The organism is Streptomyces montanisoli (assembly GCF_017813245.1).
GTDB lineage: Bacteria > Actinomycetota > Actinomycetes > Streptomycetales > Streptomycetaceae > Streptomyces > Streptomyces montanisoli.
In genome coordinates this window covers 1-15,677 of the sequence record NZ_JAGIQL010000050.1, presented here as the reverse complement: position 1 = coordinate 15,677, position 15,677 = coordinate 1, and the positions used below count along the sequence as shown (strand labels likewise).

Sequence of the window (15,677 nt, the reverse complement as noted above, 5' to 3'; positions counted from 1 at the left end):
AGCCTTCCGTGTCCTTCGAGCCGGCCGACTCGCCGCTGGGCGCCGCCTTCGTCTCCGACCCCCTGCCCGTGCTGTCGCGGATGCGGGAGACGTGCCCGGTGACCCGTACCACCACACCGTCGGGACGCGTCGTATGGGTGGTGACCCGGGAGGCGGACGTGCGGGCCGCGCTGCGCGATCCGCGACTGTCGCTGCACAGCGTGCCGCACCCGTCAGGACGGCCCCGCCGCGCCCTGGACCGGACGCTGGTGAACTACGACCCTCCCGACCACACCCGTCTGCGGCGACTGGCCGCGCCCGCGCTCTCCCCCGCCCGGCTCGCCCCGCTGCGGGTGCGCGTCGACGCCCTGGCCCGGCAGGCGCTGGACCGGCTCGGCCGCCCCGAACGCCTCGAACTGCTCACGGACTTCGCGCGGCCGTTCGCCTTCTCCGTACTGTCCGAGGTGATGGGCGTCGCGGAGGACGAGCGTCCCGGCGTGCGCCGGGCACTCGACGTCCTGGCCGACTCGGGCGGACGCACCGGCCGCGAGCGGGAGTCGGCCCTTGACGCCCTGGACGCCTGCGTACGCGCCGAGGCCGACCGGAACCCGCCGGCGGACGGGTCCGGCGGTGGCGGGGCGTTCGCGGAGATCGTACGGGCGTGGCGGACCGGGCCGGACTCGACGGACGGGGCGGAAGGGACGGCCGGGATGGCCGGGGCGGACGGGGCATCCGTGAGCCGGGACGAGCTACTCGACCTGCTCGCGATGCTGCTGCTCGCCGGGTACGACAGCACGGTGCAGGCGCTCGGCATGGCCGTGCTGACCCTGGTCACCGCCCCGGAACCCGCTTGGGCCGCGCTCGCCGCCGACCCCGGGTCGGTGCCCGGCGCGCTGGACGAGCTGCTGCGCGTCGACACCCCGGGCCCCTTCGCGACGACCCGGCGCGCCCTGTGCGATGTGGAGATCGCGGGCACGGTCGTCCCCGCGAACAGCGCCGTGCTGCTGTCGGTGGCCGCCGCCAACCACGACCCGCGCGCCCACGAGGAGCCGCACCGGCTGCGGCTCGACCGGCCCACCAGGGCACGGCAGTTGAGCTTCGGTCTTGGCGCGCACTACTGCCTGGGTTCGGCCCTGGCCAGGATGTCCCTGGCCGCGGCCCTTGGCGCGCTGGCCGACCGGCTGCCCCGCCTGCGGCTCGCGCTGCCGCCGGGCCGACTGCGCTGGGGCGGCGGGCACCAGCACCGCAGGCTGCTGGGGCTGCCACTGCTCACCGGGACGGCACGTGATCGGACGGTCACGTGATCGGGCGCCCAGCGGTTCCGTCCCTGCACGCGTCAGGCCGGGTCCCCCTCCGGCCGCGCCACCGCCGTGGAAGGCTTGGGTGCCACCGCCACCGACGCGTTCACGTCGAGCCGGGTGCGGGCCAGGTAGCCCGCCTGGAACCGGCTGGACGCGCCAAGGGCCTCCATCAGCTCGGCGACGTGCTTGCGGCAGGTGCGCAGCGACATGCCAAGACGCCGCGCGATCATCTCGTCCTTCATGCCCTCCGCGAGCAGGCGGATCACCGCGTGCTTCACGTCGTCGAGCACGTAGTCCCACTGCCGCAGCGGCGTGTACGCCTCGGCGGACGACCAGGCCCGGTCGAACACCTCGCACAGATACGCCACCAGCGACGGCTCGCGTACCACCATCGCGCCGTCGATGCTGACCCGGTGCGGCAGCACCGCCACCTCGCGGTCGAAGACCAGGATCCGCCCGAACAGTTCGGTGAGCGTCCGCACCTCGGCTCCGGCGGCGGTCACGCGCTCCACGTACTCCTGCGTCGGCGCGTGCCGGCGTGCGGTGTGCTGGTAGAGGGTGTGCATACGCACCCCGCGGCGGATCATCGCGAGGTCACGCGCGAAGGCCTGCTCCAGCAGGTGGGGTGCGCGTGGGCCGCCCGGCTGCGCGGTCAGCACCTCCGTACGGCAGGTCGTCGTCAGCCACTCGATCAGGTCGAGCACCGTCGGCAGGTCGAGGATCTCGTCGAAGCCGCTGGTGCCCGACTGCCGGCTGCCCGCCGCGTACACCTCTTCGAGGACCGACAGCTGCGCACGCGCCCGTTCCGCCTCCGCGAGCCGTCGCCGCAGCTCCGCCTCGACGGGTGCCACCCGGCCCGCAGCGGCAACGGCCGGCGGCACCGGGAGGAACACGCGGTCGGAACCGTCCGCTTGAGGCTCCTCCTTGGGGCGCAGCAGGTGCAGGTCGAGCAGTACGGAGACGGCCTCGGCCGCCTGTGTGGCGTCCAGTTCGAACTCCTGCGACACCAGCTGCTGAGTCAGGTTGCCTTTCCGCAGAGCGAGTTGGTAGACGAGGATCCCCTGCTCGCTCAGGTGCGGAAACGTGATCGGCGTGTCTGATGGGTCGGCCATACTGCCTCCCGGGGGCCGGGGTCATGGATGGTGACCGAACCGGCGCCAGGGCGGCCGTGGCGACCCGGGCCACAAGCAGTACCCCTGATGAACACGCTCTCTCCCCCCGTGCGAGCTCAGCGAACGCCGCACGTCGAATATCGTACAGGCGGACAACTCGGCTGGCCATGACGTCCCGTGGTCGTGCACGCGTCAGCGCGTGATCGTCCCCGTGAGTCCTCCAGCTTCGCGGCGGGGACCTCGGAAAAATCTCTGGGCTACGAGTAGGACGAGCCCCCCGGTCAGCCGTCGGCGGCCAGGCGGTCCAGCCACTCCCCCAGCAGGTGCTGCTCCGCGCCACTGAGGGACGTCTGCTCGGGCAGCGAGGCACGCAGGGCGCGCGCGGCGCCCGCGGGGCCCGTGTCCCGCACGGCCGGGCGCTCATTGGTGACGGCGGCCACCATGGATTCCCGCAGGGCGGTCAGCAGCGCGGGATCGCGCCTGTACTCCGGCAGGGACAGCCAGGTGAGCACCGCGCCGCGCACCGTGGCATGGATGATTTGGGCCGCAAGCCTCTCGTCGACGCGGAGCCGGCCACCGGCGGCGAGGCGCCGGATGCGGCCCATCAGGATCTCCATGCCCGCATGGAAGGCGGCCGATCCTGTCCGGGTGGGCTCGGCGTACATGAGAGTGAACAGAGCGGGGTTGGCCAGGCCGAACTCGGCCGCGACGTCCCAGCCTTCCCGCAGGTCCTCAATGGGGTCCTCCGGGTCGGGGTTGACGTGCTTGGTGGCGAGGAACGCGGCGAAGCCGTGCTCGGCCACCGCGTCGAGCAGCCCGTCCTTGTCGCCGAACAGCCGGTAGATGGCCGGGGGTTGCAGCCCCGCCGCGTCGGCGACCGCCCGGGTGGTGACGGCGTCACGACCCCCGCGCGTCAGCAGGTCGACGGCGGCCTCGATGACACGCCGCCGGCTCTGCTCACGCCCGGAGGACGCGGTGTCGGACTTCGCGGAGAGCGGGCCGTCGGTGGCGTGTGAACGTGGTGGCATGAATCGACGATACCGCGCCCGCGATTCCAACGTTAGTATCAGTGATAGCATTGTATTGATTCCGATGGAACCATCCACCGGAACGGACTCCCATGACTGGAGCGGATCATGATCATCGTGACCGGGGCCACCGGACTGCTGGGGCGCCAGATCGTCGAGAGGCTGCTCACGCGTGTGCCCGCCGACCGGATCGGCGTCAGCGTCCGCGACCCGCGCAAGGCACAGAACCTCGCCGACCGGGGCGTACGGGTGCGCCAGGGCAGCTTCACCGACGCCGGGGGCCTGGCCCACGCCTTCGAGGGCGCGTCCCAGGTGCTCATCGTCTCCGTCGACAAGATGGGAGAGGAGTGCGTCAAGCAGCACCGCACCGCGATAGAAGGAGCCGTGGCGGCCGACGCCCGCCGGATCCTCTACACCAGCCAGATGGGCGCGAGCGCTTCCTCGCACTTCCAGGCGTGCCGCGACCACGCCGCCACCGAGGAGGCGCTGCGCGCCTGCGGCGTGCCGTTCACGTCGCTGCGCAACGGCTTCTACGCCCGCAGCGCGGCGCACTTCCTCGCCCCCGGGGTGGAGTCGGGGCGGATCGTGCTTCCGGCGGACGGCCCGGTCGCCTGGACCGCGCACGCCGACCTCGCCGAGGCGGCCGCCGCCATCCTGGCCGACGAGGGGCGCTTCGAAGGGCCCACGCCACCGCTCACCGGCGGCCAGGCGCTCACCTTCGACGCCATAGCGGCCGTCGCCACCGAGGCCACCGGCCGCGCCATGACGAGGACCACCGTGTCCGACGACGCGTTCCGTGAGCAGCTGGTGGGCCAGGGGGTGCCCGCGGAGTCGGCGGAGCAGTTGCTGGGCATCTTCGCCGCGGCCCGCGCGGGCGAGTTCGCCACCGTCGACCCGACGCTGGCGATCCTGCTCGGCCGTGCGCCCCTCACCCTGGGCGATGTGCTGCGCGAGCAGCTGATCCGGTCCTGACGGGGCCGGTCCCGGTCACGTCAGTAGCTGTACCCAGCTCGCGGCGAGCTCTTCGAGTATCTGCTCGCGCGTGAGCTTCCAGTCGGCACGCTCCCAGCGCTGGGCGACGTAGTCGAGCTGGGCCATCGCCAGGACTCCGCGGAAGTGGCGCTGGTGGGGGTGGAGGCGGCAGGCCGCCTCCAGTCCGTCCTCGATGTCGCCGATGGCCTCCCCGAGCCAGCGCTCGACCAGGTCGGTGAGTTCGGGGTCGACCGCCGCGGCGTCGCGGCCGACGCCGATGATGGGGTGGATGGCCGGCCAGCTCTCGGCGGTGCGCCTGAGCCACGCGGTGATCGCCTCCGGGTCGATTCCCTGGCGGCACTCACCGCGTTCGGCATGCTGGGCCTGTGCCCGCGCCGCCCCGCCGAGACGGGCGCGCCGCCCGCGCAACCCGCGTCGCCGCCCCGGCGTCCCACTCCACGACCGACGACCGCGATCAGCCAGGAGAGCACGTGGCGAAGAAGGACCTGACGGCGGACGCCGCGAGCGAGAAGGACCGCGAGGCGAAGGACCGCGAGAAGTGGCTGGACCGTTTCCAGCTGCGGCTGGCCATGCAACCGGGCGTGGACCGGGCCGTCGCACTCCGGGCGGTCAAGGACGTCACGGCCCACTGCGCGGAGACGGGAGAGCACCCGCGGGCTGCCTTCGGCGACCCGGACGACTACGCCGCCCAGGCCGCCGCACGGCTGGTGCCGGCGGACCGGGCGGCGCGTGCCAGGCGGCAGAACGCCGTGGTCGACGCCCTCGACTCCGTGCTGAAGAAGGCCGGGGGCATCACCGGTCTCTGACCGGCCGTCAGCGTCCAGGAGTGATCAGCGGCAGCGAGATGTAGTCGGCGATGGCCTGCTGCCCCGCGATGTTGGCGTGGATGCCGTCCCCGTTGTCGTACGCGGCCAGCAGGCTGTTGGGCTTGACCGGGTCCTTGAGCACCTGGTCGAAGTCGATGACACCGTCACACTGTCCGGCGCAGTCGCCGAACTTCTTCACGTAGGTGTCGACGGTGTACCGGGCCCGGTTCTGCGGGTCGGTGTAGCCGGGGCGCGGGGTGACGGGCGTGACGTAGACCTTGATGCCGGCGGCGTGCAGCCGCTTGAACACGGCCTGGTAGCTGTCAATGATCTGCTGCGCCGTGCAGTTGTCGCCCACGTCGTTGGTGCCGTAGTAGTAGATCACCCCGGTGACGCCGTGCAGTTGGAGCACGTCGCGGTCGAGGCGGGAGAGCGCGTCGAGGCCCTTGTAGGAGCTCGGCATGCCGGGGCAGCCGGCGGCGCTCGTGGTGCCTCCGATCCCTTCGTTGGCGACGGCGACCTGCCGGCCGGCGGGCGCCTCGGCGACGACCCGCCGTGCCAGGTCGTCGGTCCACCGCCGGTTGGTGCCGAGTTCGGTGCAGCCGGGACCGCAGTTGGTGCTGCCGTTGCCGTCCACCACCGAACTGCCGAAGGCGACGACGGTCCCCTTGAGCTTGGGGTTGAGCACGTCGACGGCGCTGACCAGGTAGGTGGAGTCGACCGTCTGGGTATAGGCCGATCCGGAGGCTTCGCCGGTGTGGTCGCCGGAGCCGGCCGGGGACAGGTAGTTGTGCCGGAACGCGCTGCCGTGCTCGCCCGGCTTCAGCTGCCCCGGCACCGACAGCGAGACGGCGACGTCGTCCTGCGGCCGGGTGGCCAGCCGCGCCGGGTCGCTCCACACCTGCCTGCCGGCCGGGACGACGACCTTGGCGTGCCCGTCGAAGGTGAGCCGGTGCGCGGAGCCGGCCAGCGACGCTCCGTCGCCCGACTCGGCGACGGTGGCGGCGTCCACGGTGAGCGGCGTGGAACCGAAGGTGTTCTGGATGCGGATGCGCACAGCGCTGCCACCTTGGCTCAGGTGGGTGATCATGCGCACCGACTGGTCGTCGAGCGTTCTGCCTGACTGCCACTGCTGGGACTCGGCCCAGGAGGTGAACCAGTGCCGACCCGGGCGCTGGTGCGTAGGGGTGGCCGCGCTCGACCCGGAGGCGGCGGTGGTGCCGGCGGCGGTCAGGCCGGCGAGTGCCAGGGCCAGGGTCGCGCGGCGCAGGGTCTTCACGGACATGGACAAGGTCATGATCGTCTCTCCGTCGTTCGGCGGGTGGCGGCGGTCAGTGGCACAGGAGGCATAGGTGGGACTGGTGGCACAGGTTGCACAAGTGGCGCAGGTGGCGCGGTCAGTCGGGCAGGGTCTGGCCCGTGGTCTCCCGCCCGTACCTGACGACCGCCAGGCCTGCCACGAAGAAGACGGCGGTCAGGGACAGCGGCAGGGCCAGCGAGCCGCTCGCGTGGATGCCGTAGCCGATGAGAAAGGTGCCTCCGGCAGCGACCCAGCGGGAGAAGGTGGTGGTGGCCGCGAAGGCGGTGGCCCGCATCCGGGTCGGGTACTGCTCCGGCAGCCAGATGGTGAACACCGCGAAGTTGGCGCCGCCCAGGCCGAGCAGCGGCAGGAAGGCGAAGGTCAGGCCGATCGAGTGCATCGGGTAGGCGAGGCCGTAGGCGCCGACCGTGCCGACGATCATCAGCGCGAAGAGCACGGCGAGCGCGCCGCGCCGGCCCATCCTCGCGGCGAGCCAGGGCACCCCGACGCAGCCGAGGATGGTGAAGGCGGCGACGGTCATCGAGGCGAGGCTGGCCAGGTGCACGACCGTGCCGTGCGCGTAACCGGCGTCCTTCGCCAGGTTGGTGACGGCGGTGGCGACGTAGGTGGAGCCGGCCCACAGGCCGATCACACAGACCACGAGCAGCGCCAGGTTGACGATGGTCCGCCCGCGGTACTCGGCGGAGAACACCTCGGCGAGCGGCTTCCAGAAGGAGCGGCGGGACCGCTCGCCCGCGTCCTGTGACCAGCGCTCGGCCTCCGGCGTGCCGCGCCTGATGAGGAAGACGGCCAGTGCGGGAAGACCGCCGATGAAGAACAGGCCGCGCCAGCCGAGCGCCGAACCGAAGGCCAGGTAGATCAGCGAGACGACCAGCACGCCCACGTAGGCCGCGGTGTGCATGAGGCCGCCCCTGCGGTCCCTGCGCTCCTCCGGCATGACCTCGGCGAGCAGCGTGCCGGCCATGGCCCATTCGCCGCCGACGCCGATCGCCGCGAGGAACCGGAAGGCGTTCCACTCCCACAGGTCGGTGGAGACGCCGGCCAGCGCGGTGAACACCCCGTACATCAGGATCGACGCCATCATGGCCGGCTTGCGGCCGAACCGGTCGGCCAGCGGGCCCCAGATGAACGAGCAGCCCCAGCCGACGAGGAACAGCGCGGCGCTGATCTGCCCGTACCAGCCAACGTTGTCAGGCGTGTCCGCTATGCCGGCGCGCGGCAGCAGCTCGGCCATGGTCGGGGCGAGGACCAGGCCGAAGATCGTCCAGTTGAAGCCGTCCATCGCCCAGCCGCCGAAGGAGCCCCAGAAGGCACGGCGTTGCGCCGGGGTCATCGCGGTGGAGGAGACGGGCGCGGCGGCGGGCGGCGCCACGCTGGTTCGGTGCTCGTTGATCGCCACGGGAACCTCGATTCGTGGTGGTGCTCGGCTCAGTGGTGGTGCTCGGCTCATGGAGGAGACGCAGACGTGGCGCGGCGAGGCGCGTGGCGCGTTCAGGCGGCCGCTCAGCCGGTGTCGCCGGGGTGGTGCAGGAAGGCCCGCAGGCCGCGGCGCATGGCCTCGGGGTCCGCGGTCGGGTTCTGGTCGAGGCGGGCGAGCCGCTCGCGGGCCGGCGCGTCCAGGGCGTCGACGGCGCGTTTGGCGGCCCGGACCGCGGTCGGCGGCTGCCGGGCGATCGCGTCCACCACGGTTGCGGTGAGCGCGTCGAGTTCCGCGGCCGGCACGCGCCGGCCGGCCAGGCCGTGCCGCTCGGCCTCCGCGGCGTCGAGCAGCCGGCCGGTGTAGAGCAGGTCGCGCGCGAGACCCGGTCCGGTGAGCCGGGCAAGACGGGCGGCGAAGGCGGGCGGCGTGAGGATGCCCCAGCGGGCGACGGGCATGCCGAGCACCGCCGTGTCGGCGACGAGGCGCAGGTCGCAGGCGCAGGCCAGTTGGCAGCCCGCGCCGAGTGCGGCGCCGCGCACCGCGGCGACCACCGGCACGGGCAGTTCCTCCACCGCGGTGAGCGCCGCCTCCATCGCGGCGAAGCAGGCGTCCACCTCGCGCTGGCCGGCGTCGACCCACTCGCGCATGTCGGAGCCGGCGCAGAAGGCGCCGCGGCCGTGTCCGGCCAGCACCACGGCGCGCAACTCTGCGTCCGCGGCCAGTTGTACGCGGAACAGGTCGGCGAGGGCCCGCCAGTCGCGGCTGCCGAGCGCGTTGGCTCGGCGCCCGGTGCCGACCCGCACGGTCGCCACCGGTCCTTCCCTGACCACCTCGATCGCCGCGGGCCGGCCGGCGAGCACACCGCCGCTCACCGGACGGCCCCGCAGGCGCGCAGGTCCTCTATCTCCGCCCCGGCGTAGCCGAGTTCGGCCAGGACCTGGTCGGTGTGCTGGCCGAGCGTCGGCGGCGGGGTGCGGACGGCGGCCGGCGTGGCGCTGAGCTTGAGCGGCGAGCCGAGGGTGCGCAGCCGGCCGGCCGTCGGGTGGTCGATCTCGGCCACCATGCCACGGGCTTCTGCCTGTTCGCCCTCCAGCGCCTCGGCGACGGTGGCGATCGGCGCGCACGGGATGCCGGCGGCGTCCAGTTCCGCGGCCCAGTCCGCGCGTGACCTTTTGGCGAGCACCGCTTCGAGCAGCGGCAGCAGTTCGGCGCGGTGCTCGACGCGGTCCGGGTTGCCGCGAAACCTGGGGTCGTCGGCCAGTTCGGGCACGCCGAGCGCGGTGGCGAAGCGCAGCCAGAGCCTGTCGTTGCCCACCGCCACCATCAGGTGGCCGTCGGCCGTGGCCAGCGCCTGGTAGGGCACGATCGTCGGATGCGCGGAGCCGAACCGGCGTGGCAGTTCGCCGGTCGCGAAGTAGCCGCTCGCCACGTAGGAGAGCCAGGCGAGCTGGCCGTCGAAGAGCGAGACGTCGACGTGCTGGCCGCGTCCGGTCAGCTCCCTGGCGCGCAGCGCGGCGAGCACACCGATCGTGGCCCACATCCCGGCTCCGATGTCGGCCGTCGGCACGCCAGGCCGCACCGGGGCGCCACCCGGCTCGCCGGTGATGCTCATCATGCCGCTCTGCGCCTGGGCGATGGCGTCGTAGCCGGGCCTGGTGGACCACGGCCCGGTCTGCCCGTAGCCGGAGATCGAGGCATAGATCAGGCGCGGGTTCAGCTCGGCGAGATCCTGGTAGCCCAGTCCGAGCCGGGCGGCGGTGCCGGGGCGGAAGTTCTCCACCAGCACGTCGGATCCCTCGGCGAGGCGCTGCACCAGGTCAAGGCCGCGCGGGTGTTTCAGGTCGACCCTGATGCCGCGCTTGTTGCGGTTCGCGGAGAGGAAGTAGGCGGCTTCCGGGCCCTGGAACGGTGGGCCCCACTGCCGGGTGTCGTCGCCGCGCGCGGTGTCCTCGATCTTGATCACGTCGGCGCCGAGGTCGGCCAGGACCATCGTCGCCATCGGCCCTGACAGGATGCGGGAGAGGTCGAGGACCCGCAGACCGGACAGCGCGCCGGGGGCCGCGGGGACTGATGAGGACGGGGACGGGGACTGGTTCATCCAGGCACCTTTCGTTGGTCCGGCTCGGAGGTAAAGTGGATGGACCACTGAGCCTGTCGACCATGGGCTAGAGTGTGAGACGCCCCGACAAGCCATGTCAACCACCCGGCACGGAACCGGTTTTGCCGGTTCGGACAGCCCTGGACGAACCGGACTGCCCCCGACTACGACAAGGAGAGGCGGCGGTGACCGACTCGTTGCGCCCCGTGGCCAGGACCCGCCTGTACGAGCAGGTGATGGAGCGGCTGCGCGAGTACGTCGAGCAGGAGGCGATGCACGCCGGGGACCGGCTGCCGCCGGAACGCGACCTCGCGGAGCGCCTCGACGTCTCCAGGACCTCGGTGCGGCAGGCGATCGTCGCGCTGGAGGTGCAGGGCCTGGTCGAGGCACGGCACGGCGGCGGCACCTACCTGCTGCGCGACCGCCTCGACGCGGAACCGCTGGAGACGATGATCGACCGGCGGCGCCGGCTGCCGGACATCCTGGACGCACGGGACGCGCTGGAGACGAAGCTCGCGGCACTGGCCGCCGACCGGCACACCGCGGCGGACGTGGCCGCGATCGACGCGGCGCTGGCCGCGATGGCCGAGGCGGTCGAGCGCGGCGAACTGTGCGCGGCCGAGGACCAGTTGTTCCACGGCGCGGTCACCGCCGCCGCGCACAGCCCCCTGCTGGCCGACTTCATGGCCGAGATCGCGCAGCCGATCGCGGAGAGCCGCACCGAGTCGCTGCGCCAGCCGGGGCGGCCGGCGCAGTCCCTCAAGCAGCACCGGCGTATCGCCGCGGCGGTACGGGCCGGCGACGCGGAGGCGGCCGCGCAGGCGATGCACCACCACGTCGCAGCGGTCGGCCACGTCAAACTGCTGGGCTGGCGCGACGAGACGGACGGCTGAGCCGTCGGCGCGCCGCGCGCCTGGGCATGGTGCCCGGGCGGGCCGCGCGCCTGGGCATGGTGCCCGGGTCTTGCACGCTCCCCGTCTTCAGCCCAGGGACTCGATCCACCGGCCGACGCGCCGGTGCAGTTCGCCGGGGTCGAGGGACCGCCCGTCCGCGTTGTCGGCACGGATCTCGATGACGGGGACGCCCGCGGCTTCGAGTGCCCGCGTGGTGAACCAGCTGCTGCGGCTGTCGGAGCTGACGAGGTGGACGACGCCGTCGACCCGGTGGGTCCGCGCCTCCTTGACGTACCACTCGACGGACCAGGGCGGTGTGTACATCTGGTCGCGGAAGGCGCAGAACCTCGCGGCCAGCGCGCGCAGGGGGTCGTCCCCGTAGCGTGCGTAGGCGTCTGCCGCCAGCGCCAGGTACATCGACCAGACGAAGACGGCGCCGTGCGACTCCTCGAAGGACCGGTAGAAGTCCATGTCGAACCAGAGGCCGCGCCCGATCCACATCAGCCGCCTGCGTTCGACGGGCACCACGGACCGGCCGGCGTCGACCTCCCCCCGCACCTCCTCGTACAGGGACCGTGCGGCCTGGACGGCCCACTCGGTGCCACGGTGCCACTGGGGGATCATCACGGCGGGGATGACGTCGTTGACCGCGACGGGGCAGCCGGGGGCTCGCGCCAGCAGGTCCCGTGTCCTGCGGTTCCACTCGGCCTGCTCGTTCGACAGGTCCATCACCCGTGCGAGCCGGTGCCGGTCGAACGTGCCGCCGGTCAGTTCCTCAAGACGCGGAACAGCGGCCTCCAACTCCTCCCGCAGCAGGTCGACACGGGCCGAGCCGATCGCCATCTCCCAGTCGTGCCGCATCAGTTCCCACCATCGCTCGGGCACAGACTCGGCCGCGGAGCTCTCCAGCGGCAGGAACGGCACACCGAGCTCGCTCTCCCAGAGCGCGAACATGCGCCGCATGCTGTCTCCCGTGCACTCGGCGAGCACCACCGAGGGACGGGGCAGACCGCCCCACGGCGCGTCATCGCCGCTCGGGGCCAGGGCCTCGGCCAACGGCAGCGCGCTGTACTGCTCGACGTCGTCGGGCAGGCCGCGGCTCCTCAGCTCGGCCAGATACCGGCCCGACATGCGCTTCGCCGAGATGATCGACGCCCACCACTGGTTCACCACATACGGCACGTCCATGGCCCGGAGGATCTCCTGGGGCGCGTCCGCGTTGACGAGTGCGACCCTGCGTCCCCGCTCGGCGTCGGCCCGCAGGCCCGCGAACCACTCCTTCTGGTGGCGCAGAGCGTCCCGCGCCGCGTTGAGCCGCCGTCGCTCACTCATGAAGTCACCTGCTTCTGGGGATCGCCGATCCCGGCGGCCAACTCCGCCAGGTCGGCACGGGCGTAGGGCTGGTCGCGGAGCAGGGCGGCGGGCACGCCGACGGCGGCACGCTGTCCCGGGAAGTCCCACCGGTGCACGTCGTCGTACCGGCGGCTGTAGCAGAGGAACACCTCGGCGCCCGAGCGCAGTACACCCGCCGCGGCGATCGCGGCACGCCGGCGCGCGTCGCGTCCGGTCACGGGCAGCACCGCACGCGTGTAGTGCTCCGTCAGTGCTTCGATGCCGCCGGCGGCGAGCAGCGGCTGGTGCCCGCCGTCGCCCCAGCTGTGATCGTCACCGACGACCAGCCAGCCGCGGCTCTCCAGCGCGTCGTACACGTCCGCGGTGTCCTGCTCGCTGCCGGAGACGAACAGCCGTCGTCCCCGCGGGGTCGCGGGAGGTGTTCCCGTGACCGACCGCAGGGCCTCGGTGAGTGTGTCCGCGTATCGGCCGGGCGGCATGGCCGTGCCTGCCGCGTACCACCGCAGGCACTCGGCTCCCGTGAGACATGTGGCACGGCGTCTCGTCAGCTCGGCGCGTGCCGCACGCGCCCGGTTGTGTGCCTCGACCGCTTCCTCCAGTTCGTCGGCGGCGATGGCGCGGCCGCGCCACGCGCCCATCTGGTCCGCGAGCCGCCGTACGCGCCCGAGGTTGTAGCGCGCCGTGGCCTTTGACGGCAGGTGCAGCAGGTCGAGCAGGTGCACGGGCGGCAGCGCCTCGACGCCCGTCCTGCGCAGCTCGCGCAGGGTGAGGAAGAGCTGCAGCGAGGCGTCGCTCTCGTGAGTGATGAGGACGAGGTCCGGCGAGGTTTCGCCGGGATCCAGCAGGCCGGCGAGGATGTTGACCACCTGCGGGTCCACGGCGCCTTCCAGGTACGTGCGCGCCCGCGAGGCATCGCGGCCGGGGCGGCCCGCGAGCCGGACGGGCAGCGCGCCGGCCGCCGTGACGAGTTCGACCGGTGTGTCGGCGCCGACGTAGCCGACTACGGGCCGGCCCGCGGCCGCCCACTCGCGGGCGGGCGCGCCGCGGTCGTCGTGCACGGCGTCGAGCAACCGGGCGGCGTCCCGCGTTTCGAGCTGTGGCACGGTCACACCACACCTGACTTGCGAAGTTCCGCGATCTCGCCCTGGCCGTAGCCGCCGATGCCCGACAGCAGTTCGTCGGTGTGCTCGCCCAGGTGCGGGGCAGGCCGGTCGAGCCGTGCGGACGCCTCCGAGAACCGGATCGGCACACCAGGGCCCATCAGGCCCGTCGCGCCGTGCTGCGGGTGGCCGAGTTCCACCACCTCCTCGCGGGCCAGCACGTCCGGGTTGCGCAGCGCCTCGGCCGGCTCCAGCACCTCCGCGGCCGGGACGCCCTGCGCCGACAGCGCCGCCACCACCTCGGCGCGCGGCAGGTCCCGTGCCCACTCCCCGATCAGCCGGTGCAGTTCGGACGCGTGCCGCACCCGGCGGTCACGTGTCGCGAAGTCCTCGTCCTCGCCGAACTCGGGCCTGCCCATCGCGCGGAAGACGCCGCGGGCGAAGGTGTCGGTGGGGCCGCACAGCGCGATGAAGCCGTCCTTCGCCCGGAAGATGCCGAACGGGGCGAGCCGCGGGACCTCGTTGCCCGTGCGCAGGGGCAGTCCCGTCTCGGCGAAGGCGTCGAAGGGCTCGATGGACATCAGTGACGTCAGAGCGCCCAGCATCGACACGTCGACGTGCTGGCCACGCCCGGTGGCCTCGCGATTGACCTTGGCCGCCAGGACGCCGACGACCGCGTACAGGGGCGCGAGCAGGTCACCCACGGGGAGGCCGAAGCGTATCGGGTCGCCACCGGGTGCGCCGGCGGTGTACATGACGCCGCTCAGGGCCTGGATGATGGAGTCCATCGCCTTGCCGGTGCCGCCCTGGGCGCCGAAGCCACTGATGGACGCGTAGATGACCGACGGGTTGACGGCACGCACGTCGTCGTAGCCGACGCCGAGGCGGTCGGCGGTCCCGGCCGCGTAGTTCTCCACGACGATGTCGGCGCCCCGGGCGAGACGCAGGAACACCTCTCGTCCCCTGGCCTGCTTCAGGTCCAGTGTGATGCTCTTCTTGTTGCGTCCCCGCCCCATCATCGACACCGACATGTCGGTGTCGGCGGTGCGGTCGAGCGTCAGGCCGAGGCCGCCGAAGTACGGAGAGTTGTTGCGCGAACTGTCCCCTCCTGACGCGGGGTTCTCCACCTTGACGACGGTGGCACCGAGCCCGGCGAGGAGGAGGGTGGCGTACGGCCCGGCCAGGGCTGTGGTCAGGTCCAGCACCACGAGGCCTTCCAGCGGCCCGTTCTGCGCGGCGTCCGTCTGCTGCGTGGTGGTCACTGCTGCTCCTGTTCTGCGTGCACGGCGACCGTCTCGTCACCGGTCCATTCGAAACGCGTACGCAGTCCCGCCCTGCGGCTGATGTCGCGTACGTAGGCGAGGACGTCCTCGCCGCCGGATTCACGAGCCACCGGCACCGGGCGGCCATGGGTGTCGATCCGGCACGGGACGAGTCCCGCCCGCACCTCGCCGTCGCGGCCGATGCCGACGGAGGCGATCACGGTGTTCCTGCTCTCGGGGTGGAACGGATAGGCGGGCATGGCCGGGTCGGGCGCGAAGCCGTACAGCTCGACCCGCCGCCTGGCCCACTCCGCACGCTCCGGGCTGTCGTTGCCGACCGGCGTCAGCGCCCGGGTGACGGTGACGAAGTTGCCGAGTCCGTGGTAGACGGGCCGTCCGCGGTAGACCTCGACCCCGCGCATGATGTGGGCGTGGTGGGCTATCACCACGTCCGCGCCCGCGTCGACAGCGGCGTGTGCGACGGGCCGCTCGTACATGGCGATCTCCGCCGGTGTGTGGCCGACACCCTTGTGGAACCCCACCACCACGACGTCCGCCGCACGCTTGGCGCGTTCGACGTCGTCCTGCATGGCCGCGAGGCTGTCCGGGTCGGCGAACGTGTAGGTCCTCGGTGGCCCGCCGGGGCTCGCGTGGTCGAGTTCGTAGTGGGTGAGCACGTGGACGTACGCGCACCCCGGCTTCGCCGAGGTGGCCCAGCTCTCCCTGGGGCCGACGCAGTTGTAGCCGAGCACCGCGACCCGCAGGCCGTCCGCCAGGACGGCGGCCGGGCGGCGCGCGTCGGCGAGGGTGGCGCCGGCGCCCGCGGTGGCGAGGCCGTGCCGCCGGCGTACCGCACAGATCAGATGAGCAGACGACTGAACTTCACTTATCCCCGTAGCTTTTATGCCCTCTTCTGCCTGATAGAAAGGGGCGGGGGGGGGGCGGGGGGGGGGGGGGGGGGGGCGGGGGGCGCGGGGGGGGCGCGGGGGGGGGGGGGGGGGGGGGGGGGCG

The 15,677-nt window shown here is 72.8% G+C and carries 15 protein-coding genes; 4 read left to right on the top strand and 11 right to left on the bottom strand.

Annotation, left to right across the window (positions count from 1 at the left end; translation table 11 throughout):
- Positions 1 to 8 precede the first annotated feature (8 nt).
- Positions 9 to 1,283 (top strand): cytochrome P450, encoded by a 1,275-nt coding sequence (locus tag JFN87_RS34340; protein ID WP_209340482.1) that lies wholly within the window; start codon positions 9 to 11, stop codon positions 1,281 to 1,283.
- Between the two features lie 32 nt (positions 1,284 to 1,315).
- On the opposite strand, the gene JFN87_RS14670 is transcribed toward JFN87_RS34340, so the two are convergent.
- Together JFN87_RS14670 and JFN87_RS14665 are read right to left on the bottom strand one after the other, a co-directional pair.
- Complete coding sequence (locus JFN87_RS14670; RefSeq protein ID WP_209340481.1) at positions 1,316 to 2,392, bottom strand: helix-turn-helix domain-containing protein; 1,077 nt, start codon at positions 2,390 to 2,392, stop codon at positions 1,316 to 1,318.
- A gap of 281 nt (positions 2,393 to 2,673) precedes the next feature.
- Positions 2,674 to 3,420, bottom strand: a complete 747-nt coding sequence (locus tag JFN87_RS14665; RefSeq protein WP_209340480.1) for a TetR/AcrR family transcriptional regulator — start codon at positions 3,418 to 3,420, stop codon at positions 2,674 to 2,676.
- A gap of 108 nt (positions 3,421 to 3,528) precedes the next feature.
- On the opposite strand from JFN87_RS14665, the gene JFN87_RS14660 reads away from it, so the two are divergent.
- Positions 3,529 to 4,392 carry an NmrA family NAD(P)-binding protein gene (locus JFN87_RS14660; protein ID WP_209340479.1) on the top strand — a complete coding sequence of 288 codons (864 nt, stop codon included), beginning with the start codon at positions 3,529 to 3,531 and terminating at the stop codon, positions 4,390 to 4,392.
- Between the two features lie 15 nt (positions 4,393 to 4,407).
- Here JFN87_RS14660 and JFN87_RS14655 read toward each other — a convergent pair whose 3' ends face one another.
- Entirely contained in the window at positions 4,408 to 4,821 is a 414-nt protein-coding gene (locus JFN87_RS14655; RefSeq protein WP_245179670.1) for a hypothetical protein, read from the bottom strand.
- A 62-nt stretch (positions 4,822 to 4,883) separates the two neighbouring features.
- On the opposite strand from JFN87_RS14655, the gene JFN87_RS14650 reads away from it, so the two are divergent.
- Complete coding sequence (locus tag JFN87_RS14650) at positions 4,884 to 5,219, top strand: hypothetical protein (RefSeq protein WP_209340478.1); 336 nt, start codon at positions 4,884 to 4,886, stop codon at positions 5,217 to 5,219.
- Positions 5,220 to 5,226: 7 nt separating this feature from the next.
- Here the strand turns inward: JFN87_RS14650 and JFN87_RS14645 are convergent, their stop codons facing one another.
- From JFN87_RS14645 to JFN87_RS14630, 4 genes are all read right to left on the bottom strand, one after another.
- Positions 5,227 to 6,516, bottom strand: a complete 1,290-nt coding sequence (locus JFN87_RS14645; protein ID WP_245179668.1) for a GDSL-type esterase/lipase family protein — start codon at positions 6,514 to 6,516, stop codon at positions 5,227 to 5,229.
- 100 nt (positions 6,517 to 6,616) lie between these two features.
- Positions 6,617 to 7,939, bottom strand: a complete 1,323-nt coding sequence (locus JFN87_RS14640) for an MFS transporter (protein ID WP_209340477.1) — start codon at positions 7,937 to 7,939, stop codon at positions 6,617 to 6,619.
- A 104-nt stretch (positions 7,940 to 8,043) separates the two neighbouring features.
- Positions 8,044 to 8,832, bottom strand: coding sequence for an enoyl-CoA hydratase/isomerase family protein (locus JFN87_RS14635; RefSeq protein WP_209340476.1), 789 nt, complete (start codon positions 8,830 to 8,832; stop codon positions 8,044 to 8,046).
- Positions 8,829 to 10,058 (bottom strand): CaiB/BaiF CoA transferase family protein, encoded by a 1,230-nt coding sequence (locus JFN87_RS14630; protein ID WP_209340475.1) that lies wholly within the window; start codon positions 10,056 to 10,058, stop codon positions 8,829 to 8,831. Before JFN87_RS14630 ends, JFN87_RS14635 begins: the two co-directional genes overlap by 4 nt.
- A gap of 185 nt (positions 10,059 to 10,243) precedes the next feature.
- Here JFN87_RS14630 and JFN87_RS14625 point away from each other — a divergent pair, with 185 nt between their 5' ends.
- Positions 10,244 to 10,951 carry a FadR/GntR family transcriptional regulator gene (locus JFN87_RS14625; RefSeq protein WP_209340474.1) on the top strand — a complete coding sequence of 236 codons (708 nt, stop codon included), beginning with the start codon at positions 10,244 to 10,246 and terminating at the stop codon, positions 10,949 to 10,951.
- Positions 10,952 to 11,038: 87 nt separating this feature from the next.
- On the opposite strand, the gene JFN87_RS14620 is transcribed toward JFN87_RS14625, so the two are convergent.
- Genes JFN87_RS14620 through JFN87_RS14605 form a run of 4 tightly spaced genes read right to left on the bottom strand, consistent with a single transcriptional unit; the run spans position 11,039 to position 15,526 of the window.
- Entirely contained in the window at positions 11,039 to 12,283 is a 1,245-nt protein-coding gene (locus JFN87_RS14620) for a 2-hydroxyacyl-CoA dehydratase family protein (RefSeq protein ID WP_209340473.1), read from the bottom strand.
- Complete coding sequence (locus JFN87_RS14615; RefSeq protein ID WP_209340472.1) at positions 12,280 to 13,407, bottom strand: 2-hydroxyacyl-CoA dehydratase family protein; 1,128 nt, start codon at positions 13,405 to 13,407, stop codon at positions 12,280 to 12,282. The genes JFN87_RS14620 and JFN87_RS14615 overlap by 4 nt, the downstream gene beginning before the upstream one ends.
- Before the next feature lie 2 nt (positions 13,408 to 13,409).
- Complete coding sequence (locus tag JFN87_RS14610; RefSeq protein ID WP_209340471.1) at positions 13,410 to 14,666, bottom strand: CaiB/BaiF CoA transferase family protein; 1,257 nt, start codon at positions 14,664 to 14,666, stop codon at positions 13,410 to 13,412.
- Positions 14,663 to 15,526, bottom strand: coding sequence for a CapA family protein (locus JFN87_RS14605; protein WP_307865452.1), 864 nt, complete (start codon positions 15,524 to 15,526; stop codon positions 14,663 to 14,665). Before JFN87_RS14605 ends, JFN87_RS14610 begins: the two co-directional genes overlap by 4 nt.
- Positions 15,527 to 15,677 lie beyond the last annotated feature (151 nt).